Source organism: Cellulomonas sp. PhB143, assembly GCF_003752595.1.
GTDB lineage: Bacteria > Actinomycetota > Actinomycetes > Actinomycetales > Cellulomonadaceae > Paraoerskovia.
Genome location: NZ_RKIJ01000013.1, coordinates 88,849 through 106,629, shown reverse-complemented (window position 1 = coordinate 106,629; position 17,781 = coordinate 88,849). Strand labels below are relative to the sequence as shown.

Sequence of the window (17,781 nt, the reverse complement as noted above, 5' to 3'; positions counted from 1 at the left end):
TGCGGCCGGACGGTCGTCCGGTCGCACGTCGACGTGCGGTGCGAGACTCAGCGGCCGGGGTCTGGCGCCTCGTCATCGACCTGTGGTGCGAGCGCGTCGGCACGCTCCTGGTGATCCTCGTGATCCTCGGGACCGCCGGACCCGCGGTCGTCCTCGGGACCGACCTGCCCGGCCTCGGGGCTCCGCGCCGCCGGCCGGTCACCGGGCTCGCGCGGACCGTACCGACGACCCACGAGGACGAACGCTATCAACGCGGCGAGGCCCACCAGCACCGACGTCCAGACGTTGAGCCGGACGCCGAGGATCGTCTCGGCCGTGTCGATGCGCAGCATCTCGATCCACACCCGTCCCAGCGTGTAGACCATCACGTACAGCCAGAATACCCGACCATGACCGAGCCGGAACCGTCGGTCCAGGTAGATCAAGAGGAAGGCACCGGCGACGTTCCAGATCATCTCGTACAGGAACGTGGGCTGGAAGAGCGTCCCCGGCGCGTACCCGGGCGGAAGGTGCTGCGCGTCCACCGCGAGGCCCCACGGCGCCGTGGTCGCCGCGCCGAACAGCTCCTGGTTGAACCAGTTCCCCAGCCGCCCGAGGGCCTGCGCGACCAGCAGCCCGGGCGCGAGCGCGTCCGCGAACGCGGAGAAGCTCACGCCCTGGCGGCGGCAGCCGATGTATGCGCCCAGCGCGCCGAGCGCCACCGCGCCCCAGATGCCCAGGCCGCCGTCCCAGATCCGGACGGCCTTCCAGGGGTCGCCACCCGCGCCCCAGTAGGGCTCGGGCGTCGTGATCACGTGGTAGATCCGGCCGCCGACGATGCCGAACGGCACCGCCCAGAACGCGACCTCCAGGACGTCGTCGGCCACTCCCCCGCGCGCCGCCCACCGGCGCGACGTCATCCACAGCGCGACGGCGATGCCGACGAGGATCGCGAACGCGTAGGCGCGCAGGGGCAGCGGCCCGAGGTGCCACACGCCCTGGGCGGGGCTGGGCAGGCACGACGCCCCGTCGGGGCACGGCACCCAGACGGCGGTCGCGCTCACTCGCCGCCGCCGGGGCCGGCGGCCTGCGCGGCGTGCGGGGCGGCGGCGCGCGCCGTCCGCACGCCCTCCGCGAGCTGACCGACCACGCCGCGCAGCGAGTCGAGGCGCTGCGCCCAGGGGGCGTCCCCGAGCAGGGGCCGCACGAGGGCGGAGCCCACGATCACGCCGTCGGCGAAGCGGCCCACCTGCGCAGCCTGCTCCCCGGTGGAGACCCCCAGCCCGACGCAGACGAAGCCGGCGCCGGCCGCGCGGGTGGCCTCGACCAGTCCCTGGGCCCCCGCCCCGACCCGGGTCCGCTCGCCCGTGACGCCCATCGTGGACGCCGCGTACACGAAGCCGCGCGACGCCGCTGCCGTGGTCGCCAAGCGCGCGGGGGTCGAGGACGGCGCGACGAGGAAGACCCGGTCGAGGTCGTGCGCGTCCGAGGCGGCGAGCCACGGCGCTCCCTCGTCGGGGATCAGGTCGGGAGTGATCAGTCCGGCGCCGCCCGCCGCGGCGAGGTCGCGCGCGAAGGCGTCCACGCCGTAGCGCAGCACGGGGTTCCAGTACGTCATCACCAGCGCCGGCACGCCGAGCTCCGCGACGGCCTCCACGACGCGGAGGGAGTCCCGCACCCGGGCGCCCCGCTCGAGCGAGGCCTCCACGGCCTGCTGGATCGTCGGCCCGTCCATCACCGGGTCGGAGTACGGCACTCCGATCTCGACGACGTCCGCACCCGCCTCGACGAGCGCGCGCGCCGCCTCGACCGACCTCTCGACCGACGGGAAGCCGACCGGCAGGTAGCCGACGAGCGCCGCGCGCCCCTCCTCGCGGAGCGCGGCGAGCCGCTCCCCCGTCCGGCCGGACGAGAAGCCCGGCACCGGTGCGCCGTTCACAGGCTGCTCCCCTCGGTCGTCGCGGCCTTCGCGATGTCCTGCTCGTCCACGACGTCGAACCAGCGGGCCGCCGTCGCCACGTCCTTGTCGCCGCGCCCCGAGAGGCTGACGAGCACGATCGCGTCCGTCCGACCCGCGGCCGCGAGCTCGCGGCCGACGACGAGCGCCCCGGCGAGCGCGTGCGCCGACTCGATCGCGGGGATGATCCCCTCGGTGCGGCACAGGAGCCGGAACGCCTCCATGGCCTCCGTGTCCGTCACCGGGCGGTACTCCGCCCGGCCCGTGTCGTGCAGCCACGCGTGGATCGGGCTGACGCTCGGGTAGTCGAGCCCCGCGGAGATCGAGTGGCTCGGCAGCGTCTGCCCGTCCTCGTCCTGCAGCAGGTACGAGCGCGCACCGTGCAGCACGCCCGGGGCGCCGCCACTGAACCGCGCCGCGTGCCGGCCCGACGCCACACCCTCGCCGCCGGCCTCGAGGCCGAGCAGCCGCACGTCGTCGTCCAGAAAGGCGTTGAAGATGCCCATCGCGTTCGAGCCGCCGCCCACGCAGGCCGCGACGACGTCCGGCAGGCGGCCCGTCCGCTCCAGGACCTGCGCCCGTGCCTCGGTGCCGATGACCTTGTGGAACTCCCGGACCATCTCCGGGAACGGGTGGGGGCCGGTGACGGTGCCGAGCAGGTAGTGGGTGTCCTCGACGTTCGCGACCCAGTCGCGCAGCGCCTCGTTGATCGCGTCCTTGAGCGTGCGCGAGCCCTGCGTCACCGGCACCACCGTCGCGCCGAGCAGCCGCATCCGGGCGACGTTGAGCGCCTGACGCTCCGTGTCCTCCTCGCCCATGTACACGACGCACTCGAGGTCCAGCAGCGCCGCCGCCGTCGCCGTGGCCACGCCGTGCTGCCCCGCCCCGGTCTCGGCGATCACGCGGTGCTTGCCCATGCGCTTGACGAGCAGCGCCTGGCCGAGCACGTTGTTGATCTTGTGCGAGCCCGTGTGGTTGAGGTCCTCCCGCTTGAGGAAGACGCGGATGCCGCCGGCGTGCTCGGCGAACCTCTCGACCTCTGTCAGCGGGCTCGGGCGTCCCGTGTACTCACGCTGCAGCCGCTCCAGCTCGGCGACGAAGCCCGGGTCGGCGAGGGCGGAGCGGTACTCCACCTCGAGCTCGTCCAGCGCCGCGACGAGCGCCTCGGGGACGAACCTCCCGCCGAACTCCCCGTAGTACGGGCCTCGGGTGTCCTGCAGGGACGAGGTGGCGTCGGCCACGGGCCGGTCCTCCGGTTCGCTGGGGTTCTGGTGGGGCGTGGGCATCGGCGTCACCCGTGGCGCAGCGCGCGCAGCGAGGGGTGCTGGCCCGCCGCCACGAGGTCGGCCACCGAGGCACGCGGCGCGTCGTCGGTCACGAGGGCCTCGCCCACGAGGACCGCGTCGGCGCCCGAGCGGGCGAAGTCGACGACGTCGTGCGGGCCGCGCACGCCGGACTCGGCGATGCGCACGTACTCGTCCGGGATGGCGGGGGCGAGCCGCGCGAACGTCGTGCGGTCGACCTCGAGGGTCTTGAGGTTGCGGGCGTTGACCCCGATCACGCGCGCGCCCGCGTCGATCGCCCGGGCGACCTCGTCGACGTCGTGCACCTCGACGAGGGCCGTCATGCCCAGGGAGTGCACGCGCTCGATCAGCGAGATCAGGACCGTCTGCTCGAGCGCCGCGACGATGAGCAGGACGACGTCCGCGCCGTGCGCCCGCGCCTCCCAGACCTGGTAGGACGTGACGACGAAGTCCTTGCGCAGCACCGGGACGTCGACCCTCGCCCGCACGGCGTCCAGGTCGGCCAGGCTGCCCTTGAAGCGACGCTGCTCGGTGAGCACCGAGATGACGCTCGCCCCGCCGTGCTCGTACTCGCGGGCCAGCGCGGCCGGGTCGGAGATGGTCGACAGCTCCCCGCGGCTCGGGCTCGACCGCTTGACCTCGGCGATCACCGCGACGGCGTCCTCCACCTTGAGGCGGCTGACGCACTCGATCGCGCCCGGGGCGCGCCCGGCGCGCTCCTTGAGCTCGTCGAGCGACGTCCGCTCCTGGCGCTCCGCGAGGTCCTCCCGGACTCCCGCGACGATGTCGTCGAGAACGGTCATCGTTCATCAGCTCCTTCTCGTGCGTGTCCCCCGGCCGCCGCGTCGCACCCGGGCCGCCGCCGTGACCGGGCGGCCCTCCGCCCGCGCTCACGCGTCCTGCCAGCCATGGTAGGGGCGTCCCGGAGCCCCGCGGACCACGGACCGTCCCGCGAGACGTGCGGCCCGGGGAGCCGGGGCGCCCGTTGGGCAGGCGGGCGCACGTGCCGGTCAGGGACCGAGCGTCGGCGCGAGGACCGGGACGTTGCGCAGCACCCCGAACGCGACGACCACGCCGAGCACGACCAGCGCCCGGGCGGGGACGCGCGTCCCGGCCCGGGCGCCGGGCGGCCGGGGCTGCCCGCGCAGGGCCCGGACCAGCCACGCCGCCCACGCGGCCACCAGGACGGGCGCGAGCATCACCCAGAGCGGGTTGGCCGACCATGCGGCCGCGAGGTCGAGCCGCGTCAGGTCGTGCGTGGCACGCAGGCCCCCGCACGCCGGGCAGGACCAGCCGGTCAGGGCCAGCACGGGGCAGACGAGGTAGTGCCCCGGGCGGTTCGGGTCGACGACGGCCACGTAGGCCAGGGCCGACGCCGCTGCGGCACCGACCGCGAGCGGCCCGAGCGCCGGACGCGGCGCGCACGCGGCCCGCCCGCCGGCGGCCGCCGGGACGGTCACTTCCCGTCGGCGCCGATCTCCCGCTGGCCGTAGCCCATGTTCCGCAGCAGGAGGCCGACCACGAGGGCGACGACGACGATCCCCATGCCGACCCAGAACAGCCACACGGCCGGGATCACGAACGCGACGGCGGCGACCAGCGAGCCCAGCATGATGCCGATCATCGTGGCCCAGGCGGCGGTGGTGTGGCCGTGGTTCGTGGGCGGCGCGGAGAGCGGGAGGTAGGCGACCTCGGTGGTCTCGGTCGTCGTGTCAGCCATGGTGTGTGCCTCTCGTGAAGATGTGTTCTCAGCCTACCGGGCGCTCGCCCGTGCGCCCGTCGTCCGAGGCGCCGCCGGGCGCCTCGCCGCCGGCCTCGCCCTCCCGGGACATCGAGTCCCACAGCGCCGCGAGGTCCACCTCACCGTCCTCCTCGGGGACGTCCGTCCCCGGACCCGCAGGCCCGTCCCCGGGCGCCGCCCCGGCCGAGGTCGAGGTCGGGCTCGAGGCAGGGCCCGCCGCGGCCGCCGGTGCGGACCCGGCCCTCTCGTGCCGCGACGAGCCCGCCGACCAGCGGGGGGCGGCGACGCCCGCGAGCACGGCGAGCACCGTGGCCAGGGCACCGACCAGCGCGACCACCCAGGGCAGGGGGGAGACGCTCACCGCGGAGGTCAGCGTCGTCACCCCGGTCGTCGCGGCAGCCGCCGACCGGGCGGCAGGCTCGGGGTCGAGAGCGATCGCGAGCGCGCCGGTGAGGACGACGACGCCGGCCGCCGCGGCGACGACGAGGACGACCCAGCGCCCGATGCGCCCCACCAGCCCGAGGGCGAGCGCGGCCGCGAGCAGCACCAGGGCCCCCGCGCCGACCGCGGGAGCGGCCGTGGTGCCCGTGACCGTCACGTCGACCGTGTCCTGGATCGCGGTGGTCCCGGTCGTCGTCAGCCACGTGGGCATCGCGAGCAGGAGCGCGAGCACCCCGAGCAGGAGCATCCCGAGGATCGCCCCGCGCCGCGCGGGCAGGATCCCCCGGCGCCGCGCGCTCACCGAGGGCTCCGTAGCCGGGCGGCGAGCTGGACGGCCCGCACCGCTGCAGCCGCCTTGTTGCGCGACTCGGCGTACTCGAGCGCCGGGACCGAGTCGGCGACGATCCCGCCGCCCGCCTGCACGCTCGCGCGCCCGTCCTGGATCAGCGCGGTGCGGATCGCGATCGCCATGTCCATGTCCCCGGCGAAGTCGAGGTACCCGACGGTGCCGCCGTAGACGCCCCGCGACGCCGGCTCGAGCTCGTCGACGAGGGCGATCGCCCGGGGCTTCGGGGCGCCGGAGAGCGTGCCCGCCGGGAACGTCGCCCGGAACGCGCCGAGCGCCGTCGCCCCCTCGCGCAGCCGCCCCACGACCGTGGAGCACAGGTGCATGATGTGGCTGAAGCGCTTGGTCGCCATGAACTCCACGACCTCGACGGAGGTCGGCTCGCAGACCTTGACGAGGTCGTTGCGCGAGAGGTCCACGAGCATCAGGTGCTCGGCCCGCTCCTTGGGGTCGGCGAGCAGCTCCTCGCCCAGGGCGACGTCCTCCTCCGGGGTCGCACCGCGGGGCCTCGACCCGGCGATCGGGAACGTCACGACCCGGCCGTCGGTGACCTTGACCAGGGTCTCCGGGCTCGAGCCCACCACGGCGAAGTCGTGGCCCGCGGCGTCCTGCAGCTGGAAGTAGTACATGTACGGGCTCGGGTTGATCGTCCGCAGTGCGCGGTAGACGTCGAGCGGCGAGGCCGGGCAGTCGAGGTCCAGGCGCTGGGACAGGACGACCTGGAAGACCTCGCCCTCGCGGATCGCCTCCTTGCCCGCCCGCACGGACGCCTCGAACTCCTCGCGCGTCGAGCGGAACTCGAGCTCCGGCTCGCTCGCCGACGGGTCGACGACGGCGGGCACGCTCGCCTCCCGCGCGCCCGCGACCAGCGCCTGCTGCATCGCGTCGAGCCGTGCGACGGCGTCGGCCCGCGCCTCGTCGACGCGCGCGTCCGTGTCGTCGAAGTTGATCGCGTTGGCGACGAGCCACACCGTCCCCCCGCGGTGGTCGACCACCGCGAGGTCCGTCGCGAGGCAGAGCGTCACCTCGGGCACCCCGAGCTCGTCCGGCACCGTGGCGGGCAGCGTGGGCTCCCAGTGCCGCACGACGTCCCAGCCCAGCGCGCCCGCCATGCCCCCGGTGAACGGCGGCAGCCCCGGGATCGCGGGCGCCCGCAGCAGCGCGAGGGTGCTCTCCAGGACGTCCATGACGTCGCCCGTGGTCGGCACGCCCGACGGCACGTCGCCGACCCAGCGCGCCCCGTCGTCGTCCACCGTCAGCGTGGCGCGCGACGCCACGCCGACGAACGACCAGCGCGACCAGGCGCCGTCCGCCTCCGCGGACTCCATGATGAAGGTGCCCGGGCGCCCCTGCGCGAGGGTGCGGTACAGGCCCACGGGCGTGACGTCGTCGGCGAGCAGGCGGCGGACGACGGGGATGACGCGGCGCGTGGCGGCGAGCGCGCGGAACGTCTGCTCCGGCGGCCAGGTCTCGCCCCACACGAGCCCTTCCGCGCTCACGTCGGCCGGCGCCGCCGGCGGGACGCTCACGCCGCCACCTCCGGTCCCGCGCCGGGACCGTCGCCGACGACGGCGCCCAGGTCTCCCCCGGCCTCGAAGCAGGTGCGCGTCCCGGTGTGGCACGCCGCACCGACCTGCTCCACGCGCACGAGCAGGGCGTCACCGTCGCAGTCGATCGCCGTTGAGCGCACGTACTGCGCATGGCCCGACGTGTCGCCCTTGCGCCAGTACTCCTGCCGGGACCGGGACCAGAAGGTCACCCGTCCCGTCGTCAGGGTGCGGTGCAGCGCCTCGTCGTCCATCCAGCCGAGCATGAGCACCTCTCCGGTGTCGTGCTGCTGGACGATCGCGGCGACGAGTCCGTCCGAGTCGCGCTTGAGGCGCGACGCGACGGCGGGGTCGAGGGCGGTGGTGTCAGGCACCCCAGAATCCTGCCACGGGTGGGCGGCCCGCGCGGACGCCCACCGTCAGCGGGTCTGGGTGAGCCACGACGCGTGCATCGCCGCGTACACGGCGCCGCGGGCGAGGAGCTCGCCGTGCGACCCCACCTCGACCACGCGGCCCTCGTCGACCACGACGACGAGGTCGGCCGCCTCGGCCGTCGAGAGCCGGTGCGCCACCGTCACGGTGCTGCGGCCCGCGGTGAGCTGCTCCAGCGCCCGGGCGATGCGCACCTCCGTCCCGGGGTCGACGGCGGAGGTCGCCTCGTCGAGCACGAGCAGGTCCGCGTCCGCGAGGTAGGCGCGGGCGAGGGCGACCAGCTGGCGCTCGCCTGCCGAGAGCGACTCGCCCCGCTGCCCGACCTCCGTGCCCAGGCCCGCCGGCAGGGCGTCGACCCAGCCGGCCAGGCCGAGGTCCTGGACGGCGCGCCGCACGGCGTCCGGCCCCGCCGCCGCGGTGCGGATCCCGTAGGCGATGTTCTCGCCCAGCGTCCCGTCGAAGAGGAAGCCCTCCTGCGGGACGAGCACGACGCGCTCGCGCAGCCGGGACAGCGCGACCTCGCGCAGGTCGACGCCGTCGAGCAGCACCGCCCCCGCGGTCGGGTCCATCAGCCGCACGGCCAGCTTCGCGATCGTCGTCTTGCCGGAGCCGGTGCGCCCGACCACCGCGACGCGCGTGCGGGCCGGCAGGTCCAGGTCGACGCCGTGCAGCACCTCGGGACCCCCGGGATACGCGAACCGCACCCCGCGCAACGAGACGGCCGCGGGGCCGCGCGGGCTCGCGGCGCCGTCGTCCCCGCGGTCCGGGACGTCGAGGGGCGTCTCGAGGATCGCGATCACCCGGCGCCACCCGGCGACGGCGTTCTGCAGGTCGTTGAGCACCTCGGTCGCCTGCTGGACGGGGCCGGTGAAGATCTGGACCAGGAACAGGAACGCGAGGAGCTGGCCGGTGGTCACCTCCCCCGCCACCCCGAGCCACGTCCCGACGACCACGACGACGGCCAGGACCAGGTTCGCGACGAGCACGCCCGAGGAGAAGACGACCGCGACGAGCTTCTGCGACCGGACCGTCGCGGCGCGGGTCGCCTCGACGGTCGCGTCGACGCGCCGCGCGGTGCGCCCCTGCGCCCCGTACGCCCGGATCGTCTCGGCCCCGACCACCGACTCGGAGATCGCGCCGAGCATCGCCCCCGTGCGCGCCCGTACCGCCGTGTAGGCGACCGAGACGCGCCGCTGCGCGGGGCGCAGCCCGAAGAAGAGCGGGACGAACACCGCCCACACGACGAGCGTGAGCGGCCACGAGTACACCGCCATCAGCACCGTGGCCACGGCGATCTGCAGCGTCGAGACCAGGAGCATGATCCCGCCGCGCTGGACGAACAGCGAGATCGTGTCGACGTCGCTCGTCACGCGCGAGACCAGGCCGCCGCGCCGCTCGGTGCCCTGCGCCAGGGTCGAGAGGTCGTGCACGTGCCGGAACGCCCGCGTCCGGAGCGTCGCGAGCCCCGCCTCCGTGGACCGGAAGAGCCGCACGTTGACGACGGAGGTGCACACCCCGGCCAGCACGAGCAGCACCGCCGACACCAGGACGAGCACCGTGACGCGCGACGCGTCGGGGCCGCCGGCCGCGCCGATCCCCGAGTCCACCGTCTGCTGCACCGTCACCGGCACCACGACGCGGCCCGCGGCGGCCAGGACGGCGAGCAGCAGGGTGAGCCGCAGGCCCGCGAGCATCTCGGGCGAGAGCGCCAGGCCGCGGCGCAGCGTGGCGAGCACCCCCAGGTCGCTGGTCTCCGCGATGCCCGCTCCGCCGGTCTGCGCGCGGACCTCGGGCCGGGCGCTCACGCGCGCTCCCCCGCCCGGCGCGCGGCGTCGCGCTCGTAGGCCGTGGCCAGCGCCCGGTAGCCCGGGTCCCGGTCCAGGAGCTCCGCGTGCGTCCCGACGTCGACGACGCGCCCGCGCTCGACGTGCACGACGACGTCCGCGAGCGCCACGCTCGACATCCGGTGGGCGACCATCACGACGGTCGGGCGCGGCGCGCCCGCCCCCGGACCGGCCCCGAGGCCGTGCAGGATCTCCTGCTCGACCCGCGGGTCGACGGCGGACGTCGCGTCGTCCAGGACGAGCAGCCGCGGGCGCCGGACGAGGGCGCGGGCGATCGCGACCCGCTGTCGCTGGCCGCCGGAGAGGTTGGCGCCCCGCTCCCCCAGGCGCGCGTCCAGGCCGCCGGGCAGCGCCCGCACGACGTCGTCGACCCGCGCGGCCCGCAGCGCGGCCCAGACCTCGTCGTCGGGCGTCGCACCGTCGTCGGACAGCACGACGTTGCCGCGCACGGTGTCCTCGAACACGAACGTCGACTGCGGGACGAGCGCGACCGCCCCGGTGAGCGCCGACGGCGACAGCCGGGCGGCGTCGACGCCGTCGAGGCGGACCGTGCCCCGCGTCGGGTCGCCGAGGCGTGCCAGGAGGGAGACGAGGGTCGTCTTGCCAGACCCGGTCGGGCCGACGACCGCCACCGTGCTGCCCGGGTCGACCGCCAGGTCGACCCCGTCGAGGAGCGTCAGCGTCCGGCCGCGGACGTGCACGTCCACGCCGACGCCGGACATCCGCACGGCGAGGCCGGACGGCCGCACGGCGGAGCCGGACGGCCGCACGGCGGAGCCGGACGGCCGCACGGCGGAGCCGGGGCCGGGGCCGGGGGCGGGGCCGTCGTCGGGGCCGGGCAGCGGCAGCGTGCCGGGGACCATCGCGCCCTGGGCGTCCAGCACCCGCGCGATCCGTTCCTGACCGACGTCGGCGCGGGGCAGCTCCCCGAGGACCCAGCCGAAGGCGCGCACGGGGACGGCCATGACGGTCAGCAGGTACGCCGCGGTGACGACGTCGCCGGTGTCCACCGCGCCCGCCGCGACACGCGCCGCGCCGACCGCGAGGACGAGCAGGGTGCCCAGGGACGGCAGCAGCTCGATCACCGGGTCGAAGACCGCCCGGACCGTGCCGGCCTGCACGTTGGCGTCCCGCAGCGCGTCGGTGCGCTCCGCGAACCGGCGCTCCTCGCGGTCCGCGGTGCCGAGGGACTTCACGAGGACGGCGCCGTCGAAGCTCTCGTGCGCGACGTCCGCGACCGCGCCGCGCAGCTGCTGGGCACGGGTCGCGGCCGGCGCCATGCGGCGCTGGAAGACGACGTTCGCGACGACGGCCAGCGGCAGGACCACCAGGGCGGCGAGCGCGAGCCACACGTCCACGGCCAGCAGCATCGCGACCGCGACCGCGACCATGACCACCACGCCCAGGGCGAACGGCAAGGGGTTGAAGACGCCGGTCGCCGCCTCCACGTCGGCGCTGGCCGTGGCCAGCAGCTGGCCCGTGGGGTGCGCGCGGTGCCAGGAGACCGGCAGGCGCAGATACTGGCGCGTCACCGACGCCCGGTGCCCGGCCTGGAGGTCCGAGACCCCGACGCCGGCCCAGACCCGGCGCCCGGCGACGCTCGCGGCGAGCGTCACCGCCACCGCCGCCAGCACCGCGCCGGCGAGCCACACGCGCCCCTGCGCGACGTCGTCGCCCGCGACCGCCGGCACCACGACCGTGTCCGTGGCCCAGCCGACGGCCTTGCTCACCGCGACCGTGACCGCGCCGAACACGGCCGACGACCCGATCGCGAGCGTGTAGACCCACGGTTCCGAACGGATGCCGCGCGCCATCACCTGCACCGACCGCCGCGTGCGCGACCCGGTCAGCGCGTAGCCGGCGTGCGGCCGGTACGTCGCGCGCGGGGGCGCGGGCACGCCGTAGGCGTCGGGCGGACCGTCGGTCCCCGGGGCGGTCACCGGCTCAGAACCGCACGCGCAGCCAGCGCACGAGGTCGCCGACGACCTCGTCGGCGTTGGTCTCGTTGTAGACCTCGTGCCGGGCCTGCGGGTACACGAGGCAGGTGACGTCGCTCAGCCGGGACCAGCGCCGGTACGCGGCGGCGAGCAGCCGCAGCCCGCGCTCGCCGCCGACCGGGTCGAGCGAGCCGCCCTGGACCAGGACCGGCAGGTCGTGCAGCCGGCGCGACGGCAGGCCCGACAGCGCCACGGACTCGCGCAGGGTGAAGGCCGGCCGCGCGCCGACGTCGAAGCACCAGGGGTCCGCCGCGAAGGCCCGCGCCACCTCGGGGTCCCGGCTGAGCCACTCGAGCCCGGACGAGCCGGGGCCGGCCCAGCGGGCGTTGAACCGCGCGTTGCGGGTCAGGCCGGGCAGCGGGAGGGAGGACCCGCTGAGCACCAGGCCCGCGTAGTGCGCGCTCGATCGGTCGACGATCCGCTGCGCCAGGAACGAGCCCCAGCTGTGCCCGAGGAGGACGATCGGCAGGTCCGGCGCGTCGGCGTGCACGGCGCGGCTGACGGTCTCCGCCGCGTCGATCGCGGCGCGGTTGACCCCGGGGCCGAGGACGCCGACCCCGAGGTGGCCCTCGCCGGTGCGCCCGTGACCGCGGTGGTCGTCGGCCACGACGGTGTACCCCGCTGCGGTCAACGACGCCGCCAGCCTCGCGTAGCGCCCGGAGTGCTCCCCGACCCCGTGCAGCACGTGCACCACCGCGCGGGGCTCGGGCGCGTCCCAGGTGGCGGTGTGGATCGCCACGCCGTCCGCGTCGCGCACCACGCGCCGGCGCGGCGTCGTCCCCGTCGTCCCGGTCATGCGCGCCAGCCTAGACGGCGCCGCGCCGGGGACGGGACGGGTGTCCTTTGCGTGCCCTGCGTGCCGCTGCGAGCATGTGGCATGCCTTGGCACCCGTGGCTGCGCGAGCAGCTCGCCCAGACCCTGCGCGAGAGCGCCCCGACGTCCCCGACGGCCTGCGAGGGCTGGGAGGCCCGCCACCTGGTCGCGCACCTGGTGCTGCGCGAGCACGCGCCGTGGCGGGTCCTGGGCGGTGCGACCGACCGGCTCGCCGACGAGGCGCTGGACCCGGCGGCCTACGCCCGGCTGGTGGACCGGTTCGCGACGCCCCCGCCCCGCTGGAGCCCGTACTCGTGGGCGGGCGAGGCCATGAACCGCACCGAGCTCGTCATCCACACGGAGGACCTGCGCCGCGGCGCGGGCGACCTCACGCCGCGCGAGCTGCCGCCGGGCCTCGTGGCCACGCTCGACGGTTCGGTCGCCATGACGGCGCTGGCGGGCTACCGCGCCAGCCCCGTGGGCGTCGAGCTGGTCGAGCCGGACGGCACCGCGCACCGCGGCCGCAGGGCGCGCCGCGGGCGCGGCAGCGTCCGGGTCGAGGGACCGCCGCTCGAGCTGCTGCTGCACGCCTCGGGCCGCCGCCGCTTCGCCGCCGTCGAGCTCACGGGCGACCCGGACGACGTCGCGGCCTTCCGCGCCGCGCTGCCCGCCTGAGCGCCGCTCATCGGACCTGGAGCCCGGCGGCCCGCATCGCGTCCTTGACGTCGCCGACGCTCAGCGCGCCGAAGTGGAAGACGCTGGCGGCCAGGACGGCGTCCGCCCCGGCGCGGGCGGCCTCGACGAAGTGCCCGGTGGTGCCCGCGCCGCCGCTCGCGATCAGCGGTACCCGGACGCGGTCGCGCACGGCGCGGAGCATCTCGAGGTCGAACCCCCCGGTCGTGCCGTCCGCGTCCATCGAGTTCAGCAGGATCTCGCCGGCGCCGAGCCCGGCGGCGCGCTCGGCCCAGGCGACGGCGTCGATCCCCGTGCCCCGCCGTCCGCCGTGCGTCGTGACCTCGTAGCCGGACTCGGTCCGGGTCTCGCCGGTCACCCGGCGCGCGTCGACGGACAGCACGAGCACCTGGCTGCCGAAGCGGTCGGCGATCTCCGCGACGACGTCGGGCCGGGCGACCGCGGCCGTGTTCACGCCGACCTTGTCGGCGCCGGCGCGCAGGAGCCGGTCCACGTCGTCGGCGGAGCGGACCCCGCCCCCGACGGTCAGCGGGACGAAGACCTCCTCGGCCGTGCGGCGCACCACGTCGAACGTCGTCTCCCGGTCGTCCGAGGACGCCGAGACGTCGAGGAAGGTCACCTCGTCGGCGCCCTCCCCGTCGTACCGCGACGCGAGCTCGACGGGGTCGCCCGCGTCGCGCAGGTTCTCGAACCTGACGCCCTTGACGACCCGCCCGGCGTTCACGTCCAGGCACGGGATCACGCGCACCGCCACGGTCACTTCTGCGTCTCCTGAGGTTCGGGGGCGGCTCCGTCGCCCGTGTCGTCGTCGTGCGGGGTCGTGTGCGTGTCGAGGATGTCGACCACGTACACGAGCGTGTCGTCGGCGAGCGGCGAGTCGGTCCCGCCGTACGCCGCCGACGGTGGTGCGACGATCATCACACGGCTGCCGACCGACTGTTCGAGGAGGCCCTGCTCCCACGCGTCGACCATCGTCCCGAGACCGAACACGGTGGTGAACACCGAGCCCGTGTCCCAGTTCGAGTCGACAACCTTCCCGTCCTTCCACCGCACGCCCACGTACCGGACGGTGATCGTGCTGCCGGGCTCGACCTGGCGCCCGTCCCCGCGCACGAGGGTCCGCACCACCAGGTCGTCGGGCGGGTCGGCGGCCGGGACCGTGACCTTCGGCGCGCGGCCCGGGGGCACCGTGACCTTCGGCACCCCCGGCCCGGGCGCGACGTCGTCGCCCGAGGCCGTCACGGGCAGGACGTCCACCACGAGCACGAGCGGGATCCGGTCCCCCTCGGCCCGGTCGTCCTCGTCGCTGACGAGCAGCACGCGCGCACCGGCGCGCTGACCCTGCAGCGCGTCGTACAGCCGGCGCCCCAGGTCCGCCGGGTCCATGCGGAGCATGCGCGGGCTGCCGCCGTAGGTGTCCTGCACGACGGCGTGGGTGCGCCCGTCCTCCGCGTACATGTTGAGCAGGACGTCGCCCCCGTCGGCGAGCCGGTCGCCCGTGCCGACGAGCACCGTGCGGCTCCAGGGCTCCGACGCCTTCACCGGGGAGCGGTAGGCGAGCGTCGGGCGGTCGTCGCTGCTGCCCGAGACGGACACGTCGGTGTCCTTCGCGGCCGCCGGGCCCTGGTCGCGGAAGTCGAGGCCGCACCCGCCGAGCACCGCCGCCAGGACGAGGGTGAGGAGCAGGACGAGAAGGCGGCGCACAGGCGGACACCCTACCCGCGCGGCGCGGCGCGCCCCGCCGGCGTTCACATGGCCGCGATGAGCCGTTCCACCCGCTCGTCCACGCTGGCGAAGGGGTCCTTGCACAGCACGGTCCGCTGCGCCTGGTCGTTGAGCTTGAGGTGCACCCAGTCGACCGTGTAGTCGCGCCGGGCCTCCTGGGCCGCCCGCACGAAGTCTCCCCGCAGCCGCGCGCGCGTGGTCTGCGGCGGCACCGCCGTCGACTCGAAGATCTCCAGGTCCGTGGTCACCCGGTCGACCATCCCCCGGGCGGCGAGGAGGTTGTACAGCCCCTCCGTGCGGGAGATGTCGTGGTAGGCGAGGTCGAGGCGCGCGATCCGCGGGTCGTCGAGCTCCAGGCCGTGCTTCTCCTGGTAGCGCCGGATGAGCTTGAGCTTGATCACCCAGTCGAGCTCGCGGTCGACCAGCGACAGGTCGTCGGTGCGCAGCGCCGTCAGCCCGCGCTCCCACAGGTCGAGCACCCGCTTGACCATGGGGGTCGCGTCGCCCTGGGCGTCGACGTGGTCGCGCACCCGCTGCAGGTACTCGCCCTGCAGGTCGACGGCGGTCACCGTCCGGCCGCTGGCCAGGCGGACCGGGTGCAGGCCGGTCGCGTCGTGGCTGATCTCGCGGATCGAGCGGATGGGGTTCTCGAGCGCCAGGTCGCGCACCGGGACGCCGGCCTCGACGGTGCGCAGCACGAGGTCGGTCATCCCGGTCTTGAGCATCGTCGTGGTCTCGGCCATCGACGAGTCCCCGACGATGACGTGCAGGCGGCGGTACCGCTCGGCGTCCGCGTGGGGCTCGTCGCGCGTGTTGATGATGGGCCGCGAGCGCGTGGTCGCGCTGGAGACCGCCTCCCAGATGTGGTCGGCGCGCTGCGAGAGGCAGTACGCGGCACCGCGCGGCGTCGCGAGCACCTTGCCCGCGCCCGTCAGCACCTGACGCGTGATGAAGAACGGCACGAGCACGTCCGAGAGCCGGGCGAAGTCGCCCTGGCGTCGCACGAGGTAGTTCTCGTGGCAGCCGTAGGAGTTCCCGGCCGAGTCGGTGTTGTTCTTGAACAGGTGGATCCGGCCCGACAGCCCCTCGTGCTCGAGGCGCTGCTGCGCGTCGGCCACCAGGCCCTCGAGGATGCGCTCGCCGCCGCGGTCGTAGGCGACCAGCTGGGCGATGTCGTCGCACTCCGCGGTCGCGTACTCCGGGTGCGAGCCGACGTCGAGGTACAGCCGCGACCCGTTGCGCAGGAACACGTTGGACGAGCGCCCCCACGCGACGACCTTGCGGAACAGGTACCGGGCGACCTCGTCCGCCGAGAGGCCCGGGCCGTCGTCGGAGGCGCACGTGACGCCGTACTCGGTCTCCAGCCCGAAGATCCTGCGGTCCATCAGATCCCCTCCTCGCCGTCCGCCGGGACCTCGCCCAGCAGGCGGGCCAGCGTCGGGCCCGCCAGGCGCCGGAACGCCCGGCGCTCGCGCGTGCGGTCCAGCACCGCGACCTCGAGCTCGGCCGCGGGGATCGGCGGGCCGTCGGGCGCCGTCCCGCCCGGCGGCTCCGTCTCCCCGGGGGCCGGCGTGCCGAGCGCGGCGACCGCCAGGCGCAGCACCTGCGCGAGCGTCATGCCGGGCGACCAGCCGTCGGCGACGACGCCGCCGAGCTGCTCGGCGCGCCCGCCCATGACCACGAACCCGTGCTCGTCGGCCACCGTCCCGTCGTAGGAGAGCCGGTAGACCTGGTCCTCCGCGGCGCTCGCCCCGACCTCCGCGACGACGAGCTCCACCTCGAGCGGCTTCGACTCGGTCGTGAACACCGTGCCCAGCGTCTGCGCGTAAGCGTTGGCCAGCCCGCGCGCGTTCACGTCCGAGCGGTCGTAGGAGTAGCCGCGCAGGTCCGCGTAGCGCACGCCCGCGACCCGCAGGTTCTCGAACTCGTTGTACTTGCCGACCGCGGCGAAGGCGATCCGGTCGTAGATCTCCGAGATCTTGTGCAGCGCCCGCGACCGGTTCTGGGTCGCGAACGCGATCCCGTCGTCGTACGCGACGACGACGACGGAGCGCCCCCGCGCGATGCCCTTGCGGGCGTAGTCGGCCCGGTCGCGCATCAGCTGCTCGGGCGAGACGTAGAACGGCATGCTCACGGGCGGTGCCCTCCCTCGGTCGTGCGCTGGGCGACGATCCGCTCGACGACCGGCCCGAGCACGTCGTCCGCGACCCGCGCGTACCCGCCGCCGCCCACCGTGGCGACCACCGGCCAGATCTTGCGCACCGTGTCCGGCCCCGCGGTCGCGGAGTCGTCGTCGGCGGCGTCGAACAGGACCTCGACGGCGACCTCGACGCCCTGCGCGGGGGTGAGCCCCGGGCGCCAGAGCTTCTTCAGCGCGCCGCGCGCGAACACCGAGCCGGAGCCGACGCTGTGGTGGTCGCGCTCCTCGTAGCGCCCGCCCGTGACGTCGTAGGAGAAGATCCGTCCCCGCCCGCGCCCCAGGTCGTGGCCCGCGAACAGCGGCACGACGGCCAGCCCCTGCAGCGCGAGGCCGAGGTTGGCCCGGATCATCGTCGAGAGCCGGTTAGCCTTGCCGTCGAGCGAGAGCAGCGTCCCCTCGATCTTCTCGTAGTGCTCGAGCTCGAGCTGGAACAGCCGCACCAGGTCGATGGCGATCCCCGCCGTGCCCGCGATGCCGATCGCCGAGTACTCGTCCGCCGGGAAGACCTTCTCGATCTCCCGGTGGGCGATCATCGAGCCCGCCGTCGCCCGGCGGTCGCCCGCCATGACGATCCCCCCATCGACGACGAGGGCCACGATGGTGGTCGCGTGCGGGACCACGGGCGCGGTCGACCCGTCCGTGTCCCGGCGGCCGGGCAGCAGGTGCGGTGCGTGGTCCGAGACGAAGTCGAGGAACGACGAGGACCCCGGCGTCGTGAAGGCGCTCGGCAGCCGCCCGCTGTGCTCACCTGCCATGGAGGC

Annotated in this window: 18 protein-coding genes; 1 reads left to right on the top strand and 17 read right to left on the bottom strand. The window is 75.4% G+C overall.

Features of this window, described 5'->3' with window-relative positions; genetic code table 11:
- Nucleotides 1-47: 47 nt before the first annotated feature.
- The 12 genes from lgt to EDF32_RS10605 all read right to left on the bottom strand — a co-directional run bounded on the left by lgt (nucleotide 48) and on the right by EDF32_RS10605 (nucleotide 12,384).
- The gene (gene lgt, locus EDF32_RS10660) at nucleotides 48-1,043 is read right to left on the bottom strand and encodes a prolipoprotein diacylglyceryl transferase (protein WP_123308531.1); all 996 of its coding nucleotides are present in this window, start codon (nucleotides 1,041-1,043) and stop codon (nucleotides 48-50) included.
- Nucleotides 1,040-1,918: a tryptophan synthase subunit alpha gene (gene trpA, locus EDF32_RS10655; protein ID WP_370449967.1), complete on the bottom strand. Its 879-nt coding sequence runs from the start codon at nucleotides 1,916-1,918 to the stop codon at nucleotides 1,040-1,042. Before trpA ends, lgt begins: the two co-directional genes overlap by 4 nt.
- Nucleotides 1,915-3,222 (bottom strand): tryptophan synthase subunit beta, encoded by a 1,308-nt coding sequence (trpB, locus tag EDF32_RS10650; protein WP_123308530.1) that lies wholly within the window; start codon nucleotides 3,220-3,222, stop codon nucleotides 1,915-1,917. Before trpB ends, trpA begins: the two co-directional genes overlap by 4 nt.
- Before the next feature lie 5 nt (nucleotides 3,223-3,227).
- Nucleotides 3,228-4,043: an indole-3-glycerol phosphate synthase TrpC gene (trpC, locus tag EDF32_RS10645; protein ID WP_123308529.1), complete on the bottom strand. Its 816-nt coding sequence runs from the start codon at nucleotides 4,041-4,043 to the stop codon at nucleotides 3,228-3,230.
- 207 nt (nucleotides 4,044-4,250) lie between these two features.
- Nucleotides 4,251-4,700, bottom strand: coding sequence for a DUF2752 domain-containing protein (locus EDF32_RS10640; RefSeq protein WP_123308528.1), 450 nt, complete (start codon nucleotides 4,698-4,700; stop codon nucleotides 4,251-4,253).
- A complete protein-coding gene (locus EDF32_RS10635; protein WP_123308527.1) occupies nucleotides 4,697-4,960 on the bottom strand; it encodes an HGxxPAAW family protein in 264 nt (87 codons plus the stop codon). The genes EDF32_RS10640 and EDF32_RS10635 overlap by 4 nt, the downstream gene beginning before the upstream one ends.
- Nucleotides 4,961-4,988: 28 nt before the next feature.
- Entirely contained in the window at nucleotides 4,989-5,723 is a 735-nt protein-coding gene (locus tag EDF32_RS10630; protein WP_123308526.1) for a Trp biosynthesis-associated membrane protein, read from the bottom strand.
- Nucleotides 5,720-7,297 carry an anthranilate synthase component I gene (locus EDF32_RS10625; protein ID WP_123308525.1) on the bottom strand — a complete coding sequence of 526 codons (1,578 nt, stop codon included), beginning with the start codon at nucleotides 7,295-7,297 and terminating at the stop codon, nucleotides 5,720-5,722. Before EDF32_RS10625 ends, EDF32_RS10630 begins: the two co-directional genes overlap by 4 nt.
- A complete protein-coding gene (gene hisI / locus EDF32_RS10620) occupies nucleotides 7,294-7,689 on the bottom strand; it encodes a phosphoribosyl-AMP cyclohydrolase (RefSeq protein WP_123308524.1) in 396 nt (131 codons plus the stop codon). Before hisI ends, EDF32_RS10625 begins: the two co-directional genes overlap by 4 nt.
- A gap of 45 nt (nucleotides 7,690-7,734) precedes the next feature.
- Entirely contained in the window at nucleotides 7,735-9,552 is a 1,818-nt protein-coding gene (locus EDF32_RS10615; protein WP_233565861.1) for an ABC transporter ATP-binding protein, read from the bottom strand.
- A complete protein-coding gene (locus EDF32_RS10610) occupies nucleotides 9,549-11,405 on the bottom strand; it encodes an ABC transporter ATP-binding protein (RefSeq protein ID WP_123308721.1) in 1,857 nt (618 codons plus the stop codon). The genes EDF32_RS10615 and EDF32_RS10610 overlap by 4 nt, the downstream gene beginning before the upstream one ends.
- Before the next feature lie 130 nt (nucleotides 11,406-11,535).
- Complete coding sequence (locus EDF32_RS10605; RefSeq protein ID WP_123308523.1) at nucleotides 11,536-12,384, bottom strand: alpha/beta fold hydrolase; 849 nt, start codon at nucleotides 12,382-12,384, stop codon at nucleotides 11,536-11,538.
- An 81-nt stretch (nucleotides 12,385-12,465) separates the two neighbouring features.
- Here EDF32_RS10605 and EDF32_RS10600 point away from each other — a divergent pair, with 81 nt between their 5' ends.
- A complete protein-coding gene (locus EDF32_RS10600; protein WP_123308522.1) occupies nucleotides 12,466-13,077 on the top strand; it encodes a TIGR03085 family metal-binding protein in 612 nt (203 codons plus the stop codon).
- A 7-nt stretch (nucleotides 13,078-13,084) separates the two neighbouring features.
- Here EDF32_RS10600 and hisF read toward each other — a convergent pair whose 3' ends face one another.
- The 5 genes from hisF to prcB are packed head-to-tail and all read right to left on the bottom strand — an operon-like array spanning nucleotide 13,085 to nucleotide 17,775.
- A complete protein-coding gene (gene hisF, locus EDF32_RS10595) occupies nucleotides 13,085-13,855 on the bottom strand; it encodes an imidazole glycerol phosphate synthase subunit HisF (protein WP_123308521.1) in 771 nt (256 codons plus the stop codon).
- Complete coding sequence (locus EDF32_RS10590; RefSeq protein WP_123308520.1) at nucleotides 13,852-14,799, bottom strand: FKBP-type peptidyl-prolyl cis-trans isomerase; 948 nt, start codon at nucleotides 14,797-14,799, stop codon at nucleotides 13,852-13,854. Before EDF32_RS10590 ends, hisF begins: the two co-directional genes overlap by 4 nt.
- Nucleotides 14,800-14,843: 44 nt before the next feature.
- A complete protein-coding gene (gene pafA, locus EDF32_RS10585) occupies nucleotides 14,844-16,205 on the bottom strand; it encodes a Pup--protein ligase (RefSeq protein WP_123308519.1) in 1,362 nt (453 codons plus the stop codon).
- A complete protein-coding gene (gene prcA, locus EDF32_RS10580) occupies nucleotides 16,205-16,954 on the bottom strand; it encodes a proteasome subunit alpha (RefSeq protein ID WP_123308518.1) in 750 nt (249 codons plus the stop codon). The genes pafA and prcA overlap by 1 nt, the downstream gene beginning before the upstream one ends.
- Complete coding sequence (gene prcB, locus EDF32_RS10575) at nucleotides 16,951-17,775, bottom strand: proteasome subunit beta (RefSeq protein ID WP_123308517.1); 825 nt, start codon at nucleotides 17,773-17,775, stop codon at nucleotides 16,951-16,953. The genes prcA and prcB overlap by 4 nt, the downstream gene beginning before the upstream one ends.
- Nucleotides 17,776-17,781 lie beyond the last annotated feature (6 nt).